At 41.5% G+C, this 14,868-nt stretch carries 14 protein-coding genes and 2 pseudogenes; 3 read left to right on the top strand and 13 right to left on the bottom strand.

The genetic code is table 11. The features are described 5' to 3' along the window. Positions 1 to 105: 105 nt before the first annotated feature. The 3 genes from DP114_RS34450 to DP114_RS19735 all read right to left on the bottom strand — a co-directional run bounded on the left by DP114_RS34450 (position 106) and on the right by DP114_RS19735 (position 3,721). Positions 106 to 1,095: a hypothetical protein gene (locus tag DP114_RS34450; protein ID WP_216669923.1), complete on the bottom strand. Its 990-nt coding sequence runs from the start codon at positions 1,093 to 1,095 to the stop codon at positions 106 to 108. A 234-nt stretch (positions 1,096 to 1,329) separates the two neighbouring features. Further along, positions 1,330 to 2,769 (bottom strand): DUF5009 domain-containing protein, encoded by a 1,440-nt coding sequence (locus DP114_RS19740; RefSeq protein ID WP_171976925.1) that lies wholly within the window; start codon positions 2,767 to 2,769, stop codon positions 1,330 to 1,332. A gap of 85 nt (positions 2,770 to 2,854) precedes the next feature. Further along, positions 2,855 to 3,721 carry a polysaccharide deacetylase family protein gene (locus DP114_RS19735; protein ID WP_171976924.1) on the bottom strand — a complete coding sequence of 289 codons (867 nt, stop codon included), beginning with the start codon at positions 3,719 to 3,721 and terminating at the stop codon, positions 2,855 to 2,857. A 289-nt stretch (positions 3,722 to 4,010) separates the two neighbouring features. Here DP114_RS19735 and DP114_RS19730 point away from each other — a divergent pair, with 289 nt between their 5' ends. Further along, positions 4,011 to 4,865, top strand: coding sequence for a class I SAM-dependent methyltransferase (locus DP114_RS19730; RefSeq protein ID WP_171976923.1), 855 nt, complete (start codon positions 4,011 to 4,013; stop codon positions 4,863 to 4,865). Between the two features lie 146 nt (positions 4,866 to 5,011). Here the strand turns inward: DP114_RS19730 and DP114_RS19725 are convergent, their stop codons facing one another. The 10 genes and pseudogenes from DP114_RS19725 to rppA form a co-directional block, all read right to left on the bottom strand. After that, complete coding sequence (locus DP114_RS19725) at positions 5,012 to 5,515, bottom strand: 2TM domain-containing protein (RefSeq protein WP_169267562.1); 504 nt, start codon at positions 5,513 to 5,515, stop codon at positions 5,012 to 5,014. A gap of 134 nt (positions 5,516 to 5,649) precedes the next feature. Continuing rightward, a pseudogene (locus tag DP114_RS19720) lies at positions 5,650 to 6,107 on the bottom strand (sensor histidine kinase); the annotation flags it as partial. A gap of 230 nt (positions 6,108 to 6,337) precedes the next feature. Then, positions 6,338 to 7,114: an SDR family oxidoreductase gene (locus DP114_RS19715; RefSeq protein ID WP_169267561.1), complete on the bottom strand. Its 777-nt coding sequence runs from the start codon at positions 7,112 to 7,114 to the stop codon at positions 6,338 to 6,340. Between the two features lie 282 nt (positions 7,115 to 7,396). After that, positions 7,397 to 8,185 (bottom strand): annotated as a pseudogene (locus tag DP114_RS19710) (trypsin-like peptidase domain-containing protein); the annotation flags it as partial. A gap of 87 nt (positions 8,186 to 8,272) precedes the next feature. Beyond that, positions 8,273 to 9,553 (bottom strand): M20/M25/M40 family metallo-hydrolase, encoded by a 1,281-nt coding sequence (locus DP114_RS19705; RefSeq protein ID WP_246162594.1) that lies wholly within the window; start codon positions 9,551 to 9,553, stop codon positions 8,273 to 8,275. A 139-nt stretch (positions 9,554 to 9,692) separates the two neighbouring features. Then, positions 9,693 to 10,184, bottom strand: a complete 492-nt coding sequence (locus tag DP114_RS19700; protein ID WP_171976921.1) for a DUF6644 family protein — start codon at positions 10,182 to 10,184, stop codon at positions 9,693 to 9,695. Beyond that, positions 10,184 to 10,594 carry a DUF6152 family protein gene (locus tag DP114_RS19695; RefSeq protein ID WP_246162593.1) on the bottom strand — a complete coding sequence of 137 codons (411 nt, stop codon included), beginning with the start codon at positions 10,592 to 10,594 and terminating at the stop codon, positions 10,184 to 10,186. The genes DP114_RS19700 and DP114_RS19695 overlap by 1 nt, the downstream gene beginning before the upstream one ends. A 39-nt stretch (positions 10,595 to 10,633) precedes the next feature. Continuing rightward, positions 10,634 to 11,017 carry a DUF6152 family protein gene (locus DP114_RS19690; RefSeq protein ID WP_171976920.1) on the bottom strand — a complete coding sequence of 128 codons (384 nt, stop codon included), beginning with the start codon at positions 11,015 to 11,017 and terminating at the stop codon, positions 10,634 to 10,636. A gap of 246 nt (positions 11,018 to 11,263) precedes the next feature. After that, complete coding sequence (locus tag DP114_RS19685) at positions 11,264 to 12,547, bottom strand: sensor histidine kinase (protein ID WP_171976919.1); 1,284 nt, start codon at positions 12,545 to 12,547, stop codon at positions 11,264 to 11,266. A gap of 66 nt (positions 12,548 to 12,613) precedes the next feature. After that, complete coding sequence (rppA, locus tag DP114_RS19680) at positions 12,614 to 13,291, bottom strand: two-component system response regulator RppA (RefSeq protein ID WP_169267556.1); 678 nt, start codon at positions 13,289 to 13,291, stop codon at positions 12,614 to 12,616. A 63-nt stretch (positions 13,292 to 13,354) separates the two neighbouring features. Here rppA and DP114_RS19675 point away from each other — a divergent pair, with 63 nt between their 5' ends. Both DP114_RS19675 and DP114_RS19670 read left to right on the top strand, forming a co-directional pair. Continuing rightward, complete coding sequence (locus tag DP114_RS19675; RefSeq protein ID WP_171976918.1) at positions 13,355 to 13,741, top strand: hypothetical protein; 387 nt, start codon at positions 13,355 to 13,357, stop codon at positions 13,739 to 13,741. Positions 13,742 to 13,897: 156 nt separating this feature from the next. Continuing rightward, the gene (locus DP114_RS19670) at positions 13,898 to 14,794 is read left to right on the top strand and encodes a GUN4 domain-containing protein (protein WP_172195249.1); all 897 of its coding nucleotides are present in this window, start codon (positions 13,898 to 13,900) and stop codon (positions 14,792 to 14,794) included. Positions 14,795 to 14,868 lie beyond the last annotated feature (74 nt).

Here is a 14,868-nt window from a genome sequence, read left to right as displayed (position 1 = left end):
GGGCTGGCGTTGTAATGCCCACCCTATAGTGGAACTATAATCTCAAACCACAGATGCAGATAGGTAGATGCTCTTCTCGGGTAAGGTTCATCTGTGGTTTCATTTTCATTTTTCTTGACTTTTCCAAAATTTTTTAAAACGAACCGCAGAGGTACACAGAAAGCAGATGAGATAAATCCAGGAGGGAGAAAGCAGACTCATTTCTGTTACAGGCTTATTAATAGAGGTGTTCCCCTGTATTTGCTGCCGCAGATACTGGATGATGTTGATCTGATTAGGCACTGTCCCCCTGTCAGACTGAGAGACAGGCGATTCGTATATGACATCAGGCACATAAACGTACCAGGTACTCTTGGCTTGTCCCTGATTGGGTTGAAGTGGCTGCACGAATGTGACTTTCCAGTGGTCGCCACCATATCTGGAGGCATTGCGATCAATAGATGAAACACGCAATTGCTGACCTGCTGTGGCTGCGTACTTATCTTGTAGTGCTAAATTTGATGATTGTTGCTGCCAGTCTTGCTTGAAAGTTGTACTTGTTCTGACTCTGAGGAAAGGTGAGGTTGATACATTGCTGAATAATTGTACATCAGGTGCATAAACGTACCAAGTGCTCTTGGCTTGTCCTTGATTGGGTTGAAGTGGTTGCACGAATGTGACTTTCCAGTGGTCACCACCATATCTGGAGGCATTGCGATCTATAGATGAAACGCGAAATTGCTGACCTACTTGAGCGAAATACTTGTCTTGTAGTGCTAAATTTGATGATTGTTGCTGCCAGTCTTGCTTGAAAGTTGTACTTGTCCTTGTTCTTAGAGTGATTGAATTTGATGGAACACCTGATAATTCTTGTACATGAGGTGCATAAACGTACCAAGTACTTTTAGCTGTACCTTGATTTGGCTTAAGTGGTTGCTCAAAAGTGACTAGCCAGTTGTCACCACCATATTTTTGAGTATTACGGTCAATGGACGTAACGCGAAGTTGCTGACCTGCTGTGGCTGCGTACTTATCTTGTGGTGCTAAATTTGATGATTGTTGCTGCCAGTCCTGCTTGAAAGTCGTATTTGTCGTCACTCTTAAAATAATTGCCATTGATGCATCTCCTAATAGCACAGTTTGAAGCGTTGAAGCTTTTGTTATTGTTAATTTATTACTTCAAATCTTGCACCATAATTTTCGTCCGCCAATAAAGAAATTTCCGAACTTGAGTTCAAGGCAGGCGTACTATGGATGAGGTGCAAGATTTGAGTTACCCGAAATTATAATAACCGATTTATAGTAAAAAAAAGAACAATTAAATTTTTCTTAAAGCAGTATATTTAACGATTAAGTTTTCCAAAAGAGCTTCAACTTAGTAAAAAGACTCACAAGACAGGCGATCGCTAACGTATAAATGACACCTTTGAAAAAACCTGTCAAGGGGGTATTTGTAAACTCTAGAATCAACGGTTCAATGTGAGTTAATCTCAGAATAGGCAAGAGAAGATTGGCAAATGCTACATAGGCAATCATTGGATTTTGTCCATTGTCTATGAGCAACTGCAGAAGTTTTCGCTGTTTGAAGATATCTAGGAGTATGGTGAAGGTAATCAGGAGAAAAAGTGCGATCGCCGTGGTGACAAAGTAGTAACTCAACGTTGAAGGGTCTTTCTTTATCCCATTCTCAAACGGTTCAAAAAGCAAGCCAAGCGCCAACCAATAAATTCCCCATTGGTAAAATGATTTCAGCAACCTTTCTGTGTCAGTTACTGGATTGACAAATAAAAAGCAACTTATTGAACAAAGAACAAAACTCAGTGATGTTGTTTGCCATAACCACCTAGCCTGCAAGCCAATGAGTAGTGCCAAACAAAGACTCAACATCATGAGAATGATGCCAAAACAACGTACCTTCTTCCAAGAAAATTTAACTTCCTCATCTCCCTCATTTTTAGTAGGAGTTTGCAGCCAGTTTAGAATGACATCTCCTATAATTGTTCCAGGAATAACAATAAACAAATACTGTAAATATTCAGAGTGAAAAATCCAAGGGACTGGTGAAGCGTGCCAAAGTATAGCAATCCAACTTTGTTTAACAGTAGCCGATAGCCGTAAAGCAATCAATAAGCCTAACAATCCTAGACGTAGCAACAAATTATTTCTGGTAATCAACCAAGCAAGTGAACCAAAAACCGCCATGTTTGTCAGAACGATTAAGATAATATCACTTCTTGAAAGTGAGAATCCACGTCCATCTGGATATTGAATAAAAGAGATAAAGATAATTGCTGCGATAAAAGCACTCAGAGAAAGCCATTTTATATAGTGCCTCAAATGTTGGTTTACAGATAACCTAACAAATATCAAAAAGAGTATAAAAAAACCCAACAAAGCTATCCACCATATTTGTTCAGTTGGATTTGGGTTTATTGTATATGGTCTAAGATGTTGAAGTAGTATTGCAAAGATTCCTAAGAGAAATCCTCTTTTAAGAATATATAAAACAACTTGTTTTGTAGTAAATCCTTTAGCAAGACGACTCGACAGCGCCAAAGGAATAGCTGCTCCCAGACAAAACAAGAAAATTGGAAATACAGTATCTACCCAAGTTAACCCAGGCAGATTAGGATTAAATGTATGGGTAGGTGGCGGCTCCTGAGCATGGTACATCCAAGCTGGCAAAATCTTATACCTTATAGTGCCTGATAAGACCATTGCCAAAATTGCAAATCCACGCAGTGCATCTAAGGCGTAGGCGCGTTTTAGGTTAACAGTCTTTTCTTGCATAAAAATCTCATCCTAATTCCTATGTTTTAGCTGTAATACATTATTTATTTCATACTCAAAGTTGATTGAAAATGTTTCATTACGCCTATTGTACTTCACATTTTTGTAAACTCTTGTCTTGCTGAAAACCTTCAGCTATTTCCAGCATTTGTTGAAATGGCATTTGTCGATTAACTGGAATACGAGGAATTTCATAGTAGTTTTGCTTGCAGTCGTAATCAAGTATTTTGTCATTGTATAGATACGCTGATAAATAATATTTAGATGCATAGTATCGCACCTGTTTATTAGAGGCTCCGTAAGGATAAGCCAGATGAGACGCTACTTGCTGTTGTGGATCTAAATCTTGGGTACATTGTCTCAGTTTAATCTGGGCTTGCTGAAGTTCTTTAACTAACTCGCGACGACTCAATGTCATTAAGTTTTTATGATTGAAGCCATGAGATTGAATATCATAAAAACCTTTTTTCAAACCTTCTCGTAAATCCTGGCAGTCTAAGTGAGTAGAAGTACTTTCTTTTCGTTCCATAATGCCTGGGTTGATAAACAAGACTACTTTGATTTTTTGACTGTATTTATTTTCAAGCTTAGACAAAATCGGTAGTAAGTTCGTGTGTACTGTTTGATATCCGTCATCAAATGAAATCATTATTGGTTTTTGATTGGAATGTTCTTTTGGTACTTTTTTATGTTTTTTGATAAAATAATCATATAACTCTTGAGTGGTTAAAAACCAGTAGTTATTACTCACGAAATGCTCTAATACTTTCTCTAACTCTTTTTCAGGGTAGTGCATATTTTGCAATTGAGAAGTAGGAGTATTAGCCGGAAGAACGCCATGAAAACCAAAAATTGGAATTACAGGCTTATTAACGAATAATTTTATGACAAAAAAAAGAATTAAAACTGCTAGAATTAAATGAAATGGAAAGCTTTGATTCTTTTGATTCACTTTGAGTAATTTTGTTCTATTGTATGGTAGATGTAACTAGCTATCTGGATTTTTGTACCGCAGAGAGACGCAGATAAATACAGATAATTTATTTGTGTCTATCTGTGATTTTATGTTCCAAGAAATTGACTTTTGTTGGAGACTTCATCAGCTAAAGCTCACAAGGAAGAATAAAAGTAGATTTTTGAGGCAGGTCTATTGTATTACAGCATGACTCAAGTGTCGCACTTGCCAAACAGCATTTATCATGAGTCTAGGTTCTAAAAAACAGTCTCACTTCAAACCTCTAATGGCTAAACAACTTAAGTTAAATGACTACAAGCAGCAGATAGCGGATGTGTATAATCGGAGAAGTCACAACTATGATGAAAGTCAATGGCATTTAAAGATTGCTCATCGTCTGGTTGAATACGCACAAATCAGCCCTGGATATGACGTTTTGGATATTGCGACTGGAACAGGTCATGTTGCGATTGAAGTTGCTCAAAGAGTTGGGTCCTCTGGTAAAATCGTCGGTGTGGATATTTCAACCCAGATGCTAACTCTTGCTAGGCGCAAGGTTGAGGCGTTAAGTCTAAGCAATGTTGAACTTCAGCTTGCGGATGCTGAAGCACTAAATTTTCCAGCAAACAGTTTTGAGCGAATTTTGTGCGCGAATGCATTTCCGTTGATGACAGATATGGAAGCCACATTACGCCAATGGATGCAATTTCTCAAACCTAATGGGTTAGTTGGTTTTCATGCGCTTGCAGATGCAGCTTTAGTTGGAGTTGTTATTTGGCAGAAGATTTTTGAAAAGTATGGCGTTTTGCAAGAATTCAGCCAGCCAACAGCTACAACTGCAGATACAGCTGAAAAATGTCACAACCTGCTTGAGCGATCTGGTTTTGAAGCGATTGATATTAAAACCGAGCAGTATGGTAATTATATTAGTTTAGAGGAGGCAAAGCAAAGGTGGACTATAAATTCCTATCCAGCCCCCAAATTCTCTAACACTCTGTTCCAGCTTCCATCAGAGCAACTACAAGAAATCAAGGCTGAATTTGATGCTCAATTAGAAGCGTTAGTGACAGAGCAAGGTATTTGGAACGATGGTACCTCCTTTTTTGCATTCGGTCGTAAAGGAAAAAACAGTGAACAGTGAACAGCCGAGTCAGTGAACAGTGAACAGTAAACAGTTAACAAAAGAAACAGAGCCGTATTTTCTGTTGTAACTGGTAACTGATAACTGATAACTGGTAACTGGTAACTGTTTGAATAACGGGTGATGTTTGCAATTGTGACTGGTGACTAAATGCGCCACGCCTTGAGCCATTTGCTCACGGCTGTGTTAAAGAATTTTGTCACCTGATGCTTGCGACGCCATCTTTGGAAAGCAAGTTCGTATTCTTCGCCTTTGATTTGGAAAGTATTCCAAGCATCAAGACCTACTGCAAACACAGAGCAGAGTAAGATATATAGTGACCAAGAAAGACCACCACCACCAAGTAGATTCAGAGATAATAAAAAGACGTTAACAATTGCATACTTACCAACACGCTTTTTGAATCTACCTTGACGATGAGCGTTGAAAGCTCGTCGTTGTAGCATTTCTCCGTGTTGTTCTAGCCAGTCTTGTTCTGCTTGTTTAAGTGTGTCTATGGAGATTTCCAATTCTCCAGCTATTTCTAGCAGTTGCTCGTAGGAAAATTCTTTGTTGTTATCGTCAGCTTGACGAGCGATCGCCAGATGGAGAATCTGCTGTATATCGTCTTGGCTATAGGTTCGAGTTACTTTCGTATCAAAAGTCGTCATAATGCGTGTTATTTTTTTCAATAATAAAGTTTTGTTTTGATGCTTTGCCACTAGTTTTAGACTAGCAAATATCGTTGGTGCTGTGGGTAGATGATATACACAAGAAAAATATAAAATTTTACTTAAAATTTTTATTAAAATTTACGTGGACGGCGAGACAGCCATTTGAATCGATAAATAGAACGAACACCTTCAAACGGAGTGACATCAAAAGGCAATAGAATTGTAAAAGTGCTACCTTTGCCTAATTCGCTTTGCACATTCAAGTTGCCGTGGTGCGCTTGAACAATTGCTTGGGCGTTAAACGATCGCTATTCACCCGATAGAAGCGATCAAAAATTCGAGAAAGCTCGGTTTGGGGAATACCAATCCCCGTATCTTCAACCTGAATAACAGCATAATGTTCAGTTCGATCTAAGACAATAGTTATCTTCCCGCCTTTGGGTGTGTATTGAATCGCATTGATAATTAAGTTAGAAATCAGACGATAAACCTGCTCAGAATGACCGATAATGTTTAGAGGTTGATCAACTCGTATAACAGATGTCAGCTTGAGGTGAGAGGCGATGCTCCAGCAGGGAGACTCACTCAGGGCGATTGCCCAAAGGGCAGACGCCAAACGCGTATCGCAACCAAATGTCCGGAATTATCAAAAAAACGCACGTTGCTGTTGAGCTTCTCATTGCTCTAACACTGAGAAAATTATACAGCTTGTGGCGGTGTAATTAATTAAAAAATTACTTCGGCTTTTGCATACGGAATAATTACATAAACCTGCATCAATCGCGTTACGATTGATGCAGAAGGCAACAACTGTGCTTACTACAATCCAGGCGTCGTTTGTGCAAACAAAGCTACAAAATCTGTGGTCACTACAGTACCAGGCGCGTCTTCTGGTTGAGAAATCAAGTCAAACGCCTTGTTTCTAGCGTTTGGTTCCAACAAAGCTTGCACGACCACTTCTGCCACATCTGCACGCGGAATTGAAGTGGGAATCCCGTCTGGTGGATTAATCAGCATGGTATCATTTTTACCAACCAGGAGTTCTCGTTTTCCTCCCGGTTGGTCTAATAGACCCCCAGCGCGAATAATTGTATAGTCAATACCAGAATCAATTAAATACTGTTCTGCCTTACGTTTCCAAATCAAGATGTTGCCATTACCAAGACTGTTAAGCGGGTGATTTTCATTCGTGCCACCCATTGAACCGACCAGCACAATATGATTCACTCCAGATGCTTTTGCAGCATCAATTTGGTTAACCTGACCCTGGTAGTCAATTACTTGCGGTATTTCATCGTTAGGAAAAGTAAACTCAGGACGCATCCCCGGTTGTGGCATTCCTTTCATCTGGGGAGTCGCACTGGTGAGAATAACCAAAGTAGAACAACCTTCTAACGCTTTTATGAGAGTTTTTGGGTCGCGGATATCGCCAAAGAAAAAGTTATCCTTTGTACCGAACAATTGCTGAACTTTCTCACTATTACGGGCAAATCCCCGAAGAGTAAACTGCTGGGGATGTTGTTGCAATTTTTGGCAGACGAGTGAACCAGTACGTCCGGTTGCACCAGTGACGAAAACTTGTAGAGGCGTAGTCATCTAAAATTAATTACAAAATACAATTGCAAAGAACTATTGTCCCATTGAATAACAAATATAGAAAAATCAAGCGTGCCCGCAGGGCATAGGTCATCCCCGATAGACGCAGCCGTGCCGCAGGCATAGGGCTTCGGTGCAGGGTAGGGCGCAAACCAGAGGCAGCGCCCTTATTCACGCCTGGGCGCAGTGGCTCCTCAGAACGATAGTTACAGAATGAATCAGCGAGGATTTATCTAGCAGATTGAAACTCCATCGAATTGCATTGCACAACGGGAGCAATTAAGCCGCCGCTTGAGCAATCAATTGGTTAGCAATTTGCTGGGCTAAGTTAATCGGAATTGCAAATCCCAGTCCTTGGGCACCTTGAATAATAGCAGTATTCACACCAATGACTTGCCCTCGTTGATTCAGCAGTGGTCCGCCTGAGTTACCAGGGTTAATTGCAGCATCTGTCTGGATAAACCCAACTCCCCGACCTCGGGAACCAAAAGCACGGCTAGAACGGTCTGTTCCACTAATAATGCCGACTGTCACAGTGTTGTCTAAACCTAGAGGGTTACCAATGGCAATCGCCCATTCTCCAGGTTTCAACTGGTCGGAATTACCAAGACTGACCACAGGGAGATTATTAGCCTGTATTTGGACTACTGCCACATCTGTTGATCTATCTTGCCCTAAAACTCGACCTGTGAAGCTACGACCGTCTTTCAAAGTTACACTTACTCTATCTGCTCCACCAAGAACGTGAGCATTTGTCAGAATCAGACCATTCGACCTAATAATAAACCCCGAACCTGTACCTCTTGCCACCCGTCTACCATTCGTATATGGATTTCTTAAAGTGCGCGTAGAGTCAATCCGCACCACAGCAGATCCGGTTCTTTCTACCGCAGAAGCAACAAAATTAGTATCTGTGTTGCCAATTGGTGCAGAAGGCAATTGAGCGATTGCTTGCTGAGACAGTACTGGATTTGTAGGCATAAAATGTGCCCCCAACAGAGCCGTTGCAGCTCCCAGAGAGACCAAAGACAAACTAGTGAGAGACTTCTTCAAAGAAAAAACAGAGGACATTGTAGATTTCCTAGTAAATTTTTTATAAATGAGGATGTTTTGACACAGAATCATTGGAGACAAGCGCCGTTTTCCTCAACCACAAAACTAGTTAGCGTTAACAATTTGCTTAACAAGATTCAGCGCTATTTGAGTTGTTTCATTTAATAGTTTTGGGTCTACCTTTTTATCATTTGGTGTGTGGTAGTTCGGCTCTTGACCCCGGTAGAAGAACATGACTGGCACGCCCTTATTAGCAAACGATGCGTGATCGCTACCGCCAGAAGAGCCAAAGGTTTTCACTTGCGGAGCAAGATTTTGTGCAAATCTTGTTAAAGATGACGTACCACCAATTCTTAACTGCTCGTTCACGCCAACCATATCGAAATTGACCATAGCTTTCAGCCCAGAAAGAAACTGTGAGTTAGCCCCATTCACAAAAGCTCGTGAACCGTGCAGCCCATCTTCTTCACCATCAAAAGCGATGAACCAGGCTTGACGAGCAGTTGGCGTATTAGATAGATTACGGGCAACAGCCAGGACAACTGCTGTTCCTGAAGCATTATCGTTTGCTCCTGGAGAACCAGGTACTGAGTCGTAATGTCCACCTAGAATAATTTTGGGCGCAGTTACACCTTCAAGATGTGCTATAATGTTACGCCCTGTGACAACACGTCGTTGGGCGTTCACATTCAAACTAATATTCAGGGGTACACTTTGCACACGTTGAATTAAGGGATTTCCTTGCTGACCAGAAAGCGCCAGGACAGGAATTTTTACCTCCTCACCAAGTGTCCCGTACACATCCGATGGCTGATTGTTGACAATCACCAAACCAACAGCCCCAGCAGCAGAGGCATTTTTCGCTTTTTCAGAAAAACGAATTTCACCGCGCCGGACAATCGCAACAGCACCCTTGACATTCACAGCAGCAAAGTCAGCTTTGCGTCCAACATTAGGAACCGCTACCAGTGGCGCATTTAATTTTCCAGGAACTGTACCATTGAGCGCTTTCCCCTCAACTGTCGCTCCATCAACAGTCAAATTTGAGCCTAAGTCTTGAAATTTAGGATAAGTAAAAGTTTGGACTTCAGTCACATAGCCAGCTTTGCGATACTCATCAATCAGATAGGCGCTTGCCTTTTCCATGACTGGTGTCCCAGCCACTCGCGGACCAAAATTTACTAAAGCTTGCACATCTGCAAAAGTGCGGTTGGACTCCTGAGCATCAACGACAGCTTGAGACTGGGTAAGTTCTCTGGCACGATTTGACTGTTGTGCAACGCAAGCCGTGGGAAGTGCAACCAAAACAGCTACAAGTGCAGTTTGTAACCATAATTTTGCTTGTCTGTTTACCAAAAGAATTGATTGGAATTTCGTGTTTATCACCTTTATACTTACAGCTAGAAATCTTAAACCAGTGAACAGTGAACAGTAAACAGTAACAACTGATAACTGATAACTGATAACTGATAACTGGTAACTGGTAACTGATAACTGATAACTGGTAACTGGTAACTGATAACTGTTAAACGTATGCAATGAGGCGACCACAAATAATCACACCAGTCCAAAGCACAAGGGAAATGACTGCGATCGCCCTAACCACTACTGGAGCTTTCACACCCCGGTTCCAAAACTTAACGGACTTCAAAGCCACTCCATGAAAAAAAGCCGCATTCATCCCAGCGGCACACAATAGCAGAAGCTTCAGACGAAAAGCTGGATTTGCTGCTATTTCGGTTGCATCTACTGCAAACAGGAAAAAACCTGACAGCACGACAACCGCAAAACTTAGGTAAGCCCAGGGCAAGAGGTATCGTGCCATATCTGTTACCAACAGGTGACGGGAGAAACCAAGTAACCTGAAATCGAACAGAGCAACTGAGCCAAAGACAATGGCTAAACCAAGAATGTGTGTTGTTTCGATCATTGGGTAAAGCCATAGCCACTGGCGAATTGTTGAGGACAAGGCACTGTTTTCTAACCACAACCACCAGCTTGTATCAGCAAGGTTCATCAGCGTAGTTCTACTGTTTGTTTACCTATAGTGATTCGCTCTGCTCTCATTTCACTGGTTTCAGTGCGATGAGGGTATCCTACTAATTTCACTTGCTGCCCAACCTGCAAAGCCCCTTGGGCTAACCCACGTCTTTGCAATCGGGCAGGTGGTGCTAGGACTGCTTGCCATACCTTATTATCATCTGTTTTCACTTCTATTGTGGTGTGTGGATTATCGTACTTCACATTCTGGATTTTTCCAGTCAGATTGAGTGTTTGCTCGTTGTTGTACTCACTCCAGCCGTGGTGTGCGCTAGCACTTTCAGTTCCAGAAGCTAAGAAAGTTGCAATTGTTGCCGCAGTCAGTGCAGCCTGCACAAAACTTTTTTTGAGCATGGCTTTGTTTGGCTGTTGCTGATCATCCATCATTCGAGTCCCCTGCTTTTGTTAAGTTTTGTACCGTTTTGCTCAGTTCACCTGTACAGTCTTTCCACCAATTGTGATTTGCGACGCGCCCATTTCGTTGGAACCATCATAAGCCGGCCATCCTACCACAGTTGCAGTTGCTCCTACCTTCAAAAAGCTTCGGGTTAATCCTCGCCGTTCGGCTTGGGTAGGTGATGGTAAGTCAATCCTCCAAACTCGCCTTAACTTTCCAGTTGTTTGAAGCTGCATACGAATGTGAGGATTCGTATATCTCACTGCTTTAATCACCCCTGTGATTGTCCGTGGATGTCCGACATCATAGGTTGTGTCATAGCCGTGGTGTGCTGTAACCTCTCCAGCAAAACCAAGACTCGCAACTATGGTAACTATGAGTACCCGAAATAACTGAGAGCGCTTTGCAATCATACGTTTGGCGGTGCTAAGTTTTGTGAAAGAATCTAAGTGTGTTCAATAAACCCACTCCGCCTCTAGCACTTGTTACCGTAAGCGTGGAGGATTAGAGGTGGGATTTTATAGTCATTGTGAATGAGAAATTAAACATCATATAACAGAACCGTGATATTCTTGTTATTTCTTAGTGTGATGGACAAGTATGACAAAAAAATGTCAGTCCTTGCCAGGTAGGAAAAAAAATTGAATTTCTTATCCGCTCTACTTTAGAGGTAGTTCAATTTGAAAGGTTGAACCTTGCCCAAAAAGACTCTTGGCAATAATCTGTCCTCGGTGCGCCTGCACAATTTGTTGGGCGATCGCCAGTCCTAAACCAAAGCCACCCGTTTGACGCGATCGCGCTGTATCTACGCGATAAAACCGTTCAAAGATATGCGGTAAATCTTCTTCAGGAATGCCAATGCCATTATCTTCTACCTGAATAATGGCTCTGTGAGATTGTATCAAGAGTTTTAGTCCAACTGTACCACCCTCAAGGGTGTACTTAAAAGCATTGCTAAGTAAATTTACAATCGCCTGTTTTAACAAATCTGAATCGGCTTTTAGGGTAACAGGTGACTCAGGTAAGTGAGAAGTAAAATTGAGATTTTGTGCAGGTGCTAGTTGCTGATACTCTTGGAGTATAGGTTGCAGTAGTCCAACAAGGTCTATACTCTTCAATGTTGCGTTATCTAACGGTCCATCCTGACGAGCAAGAAACAACAGATTATTAATGAGATTGCTCATTGATTTAGCAATCTCCGTAATATTTTCTAGACGAAAACGCTGCTCTAATTCATCCTGTGGAGGCATCAAAGCCACTTGTGCATTACTTAAAATAGCAGCCACCGGAGCGCGTAACTCATGGGAAGCATCAGCAGTGAAGCGTTGTAGTTGTTCGTATGCCCGACGAGTTGGTTGCATTGCAAGTCCCCCTAGAAACCAACCAGTAATACCTATCGTGCCTAAAGTTACTGGTAAACCAATTGTCAAAAATAACCTTGCCCGATTCAAGTTTTCACGCACAGGAGTTAGAGAAACAGCAACTTGAATATACCCAATTAACATATTTTCTTGTATAACAGGTAAGGTTAGTTCACGAAACCATTCTTTGGTAGTAGAAATTCCATTGCGATTCTTTTGAGTGATTTTAATAGTTTGAAAACCAGGAGCAACAGTTAATCTTTTTGAACCAGACATACCAGTATAATCAACTAATTCTCCATTGAATGTGTACAACCGAATATACGCCAAGTCATTGTTAATTGGTGGTAGTGTATTACCAAGAATTGGATTATCTCTTCCCTCAAACTGCGCTCGTTTGTTATACAGCTTGTACAGTGGAGTTCTGGCAATAGCTTTGCTATCAGAATAAAGTCTGTCGTCAAAAGCTTGAAGCTGCTGTTGAACAACGAAGTAATATGCTATACCAGCAAATGTGATGAGGATGCTCCCCATCGATATTGTAAATAAGTATGCCAAATTGCGACGGCTACGAACAAACATAATTAGTCATTAGTCAATAGTCAAAGATTATTCTCCTCTGCTCCTGTGCTTCGCCTCGTCCCCTTGTCATCTTTCCGGAACATCAAGCCGATAACCCATAGCATAAACATTTTCTAGCCAATCTTTTGCTCCAACTGTTTGCAGGCGCTGTCGCAATCGGCGCACCAGTGTTGTCACAGCATTACTTTCTGGTTCTGTGCCCCATCCCCAAAGAGCCTGTTCTATTTGATTATGAGATAGAATTTGACGAGGATGGCGCATCAAGTACTCCATTAGCTGAAATTCTCGACCAGATAATTGAGCCGTAAATTGATTTCGCTCAATAGTCAGGTTATTCAAATCGAGATGTAAATCTGCCAAAGTAAGTTTGTCTCCTTGCCAAAGTGGCGAGCGCCTTCTCAAAGCTCTCACCCGTGCTAGCAGTTCGACAATATCAACTGGTTTTACCAGATAATCATCTGCTCCAGCATCTAAACCATAAACTTTATCTGATGTCGTATCCTTAGCAGTTAGTATTAGTACTGGGGCAGTTTTAAGCGCTAGTCGATATTCCCGACAAAGGTCAACGCCACTGACTTTAGGAAGCATCCAGTCTAAAATCAGCAAGTCATAATCTTTTTGAGATAAGAGCCATTGGGCTGTTTGTCCATCTTCTATCGCATCAATAATATGTCCTGCTTTAGTGAGCGCAGCTCGCAGTGGTTCTAATTGGGCTGGGTCATCTTCCACCAGTAAAATTAACATAGGGCGATCGCTGCTGTTGTTTTTTCTTTATCCTAGTGTGCTTAGTATCTGTAAAGTGAATCTATGCTCCAATCCCGATGGTTTAAGATTTTACGTTCTTTGGGATTAGAGTTTTGGCTACTCCTACCACTGCTTGGATTGACTTTTTGGGTGGGGAGTGGATTTGTGATGAATAGCATATTGTTGCGCTCTCGTCAATCAACGAATCCGTTGAAGGTTGAGACATTATCAGCAAAGCAATCCCCAACACTTGTACTATCAATCACAGTTCAAATCAAAAAGCATCAAAATCTTTCTAGAGTCAGAGTCAAGACAGCTTCCAAAGCCCTAAAAGAACTAGAATTTGAATTTCCGGTCACACAACTTAGCGCATTGGAAGCAGCAATTAGCAAAGAGTTACGATTGCCAATCGATGATGTGAGGAAGTTGATGCGCTTTGCAACGGATTGATTGGTGTTCCTGCTAATGGTTTTCCCGCAAGCGACGGTAGAGATTTTGACTATGGAATTGAGCATTTATCAGGTATCAGTCTTGACAACTCTGTTTTTAATAGTTAACAACAGACAAATTAAATCAGCGTGAAATTATCACAGGCATAAAAAGGTTATGAATTGGCTTGCCATTAGCATAAGCGTTGCAGTAGTCGTGACAGTAGCAGTAGGAGTGTTATTGTGGTTTAAATGGAAAAAGCGGCTCTTAACTCAACTCAAACAAGAAAAACATCAGCTTCAAGAAATAGAACATCGCTTACTAGCTCAACTTGAACAAGAAAAACACCAGCGTCAAGAAACAGAACGTCGCTTACTAGCTCAACTCGAACAAGAAAAACACCTCTTAACTCAACTCGAACAAGAAAAACATCAGCTTCAAGAAACAGAACATCGCTTACTAGCTCAACTTGAACAAGAAAAACACCAGCGTCAAGAAACAGAACGTCGCTTACTAGCTCAACTCGAACAAGAAAAACACCAGCATCAAGAAGCAAGAAAGCTCAAAGACTTGAGTCAACAGCAGCTAACTTTACAAAAGACACCAAAGTTAACTACAACATTGCGCGATCTCCTAGTATCTGGAAGATGGAAAGAAGCTGATCACGAAACACTCAGGATTATGCTCAACCTGACAAATCGAGAACAAGAAGGTTGGCTAAATGTAGCATCTATCCACAACTTCCCACACGAAGACCTCCGCGCTATCGACCAACTTTGGGTAGAATCTTCCAATGGTCGCTTTGGATTTAGTGTTCAACAACGCATTTGGAAAAGCGTAGGAGGAAATCTCAAAGCTAACGATAAGATTTACGAAGCCTTTGGTGATTGTGTAGAATGGCGCGTCCATAAAAATTGGTTACAAATCAATGAACTGACGTTCAATTCCTCAGCTCCGACTGGACATCTACCTGCTGTTGCTGTGAGGTTGGGTGGGTTGAGTTGGGGTATAGATGGGTTTTTGTGGGAAAAGAGGGATGCCTATGTGTTTCTTCTCTGTGAGAAAGATTGGTAGTTGTAACATCCTCTTTGGATGCTGATATCATCTGAGGTTTGATACGACGAGCTACTCAAAAAGCAACCGCTGCG

The organism is Brasilonema sennae CENA114 (assembly GCF_006968745.1).
Taxonomy (GTDB): domain Bacteria; phylum Cyanobacteriota; class Cyanobacteriia; order Cyanobacteriales; family Nostocaceae; genus Brasilonema; species Brasilonema sennae.
This window is presented reverse-complemented; position numbering and strand designations above follow the sequence as displayed.

Excerpts from the sequence above, each read along its gene's own strand:
- DP114_RS19700 (WP_171976921.1), bottom strand. The coding sequence starts at position 10,184 with ATGAACCTTGCTGATACAAGCTGGTGGTTGTGGTTAGAAAACAGTGCC.
- DP114_RS19715 (WP_169267561.1), bottom strand. The coding sequence starts at position 7,114 with ATGACTACGCCTCTACAAGTTTTCGTCACTGGTGCAACCGGACGTACT.
- DP114_RS19675 (WP_171976918.1), top strand. The coding sequence starts at position 13,355 with ATGCTCCAATCCCGATGGTTTAAGATTTTACGTTCTTTGGGATTAGAG.
- DP114_RS34450 (WP_216669923.1), bottom strand. The coding sequence starts at position 1,095 with ATGGCAATTATTTTAAGAGTGACGACAAATACGACTTTCAAGCAGGAC.
- rppA (WP_169267556.1), bottom strand. The coding sequence starts at position 13,291 with ATGTTAATTTTACTGGTGGAAGATGACCCAGCCCAATTAGAACCACTG.
- DP114_RS19725 (WP_169267562.1), bottom strand. The coding sequence starts at position 5,515 with ATGACGACTTTTGATACGAAAGTAACTCGAACCTATAGCCAAGACGAT.
- DP114_RS19730 (WP_171976923.1), top strand. The coding sequence starts at position 4,011 with ATGGCTAAACAACTTAAGTTAAATGACTACAAGCAGCAGATAGCGGAT.
- DP114_RS19670 (WP_172195249.1), top strand. The coding sequence starts at position 13,898 with ATGAATTGGCTTGCCATTAGCATAAGCGTTGCAGTAGTCGTGACAGTA.
- DP114_RS19685 (WP_171976919.1), bottom strand. The coding sequence starts at position 12,547 with ATGTTTGTTCGTAGCCGTCGCAATTTGGCATACTTATTTACAATATCG.
- DP114_RS19695 (WP_246162593.1), bottom strand. The coding sequence starts at position 10,594 with ATGATGGATGATCAGCAACAGCCAAACAAAGCCATGCTCAAAAAAAGT.
- DP114_RS19740 (WP_171976925.1), bottom strand. The coding sequence starts at position 2,769 with ATGCAAGAAAAGACTGTTAACCTAAAACGCGCCTACGCCTTAGATGCA.
- DP114_RS19690 (WP_171976920.1), bottom strand. The coding sequence starts at position 11,017 with ATGATTGCAAAGCGCTCTCAGTTATTTCGGGTACTCATAGTTACCATA.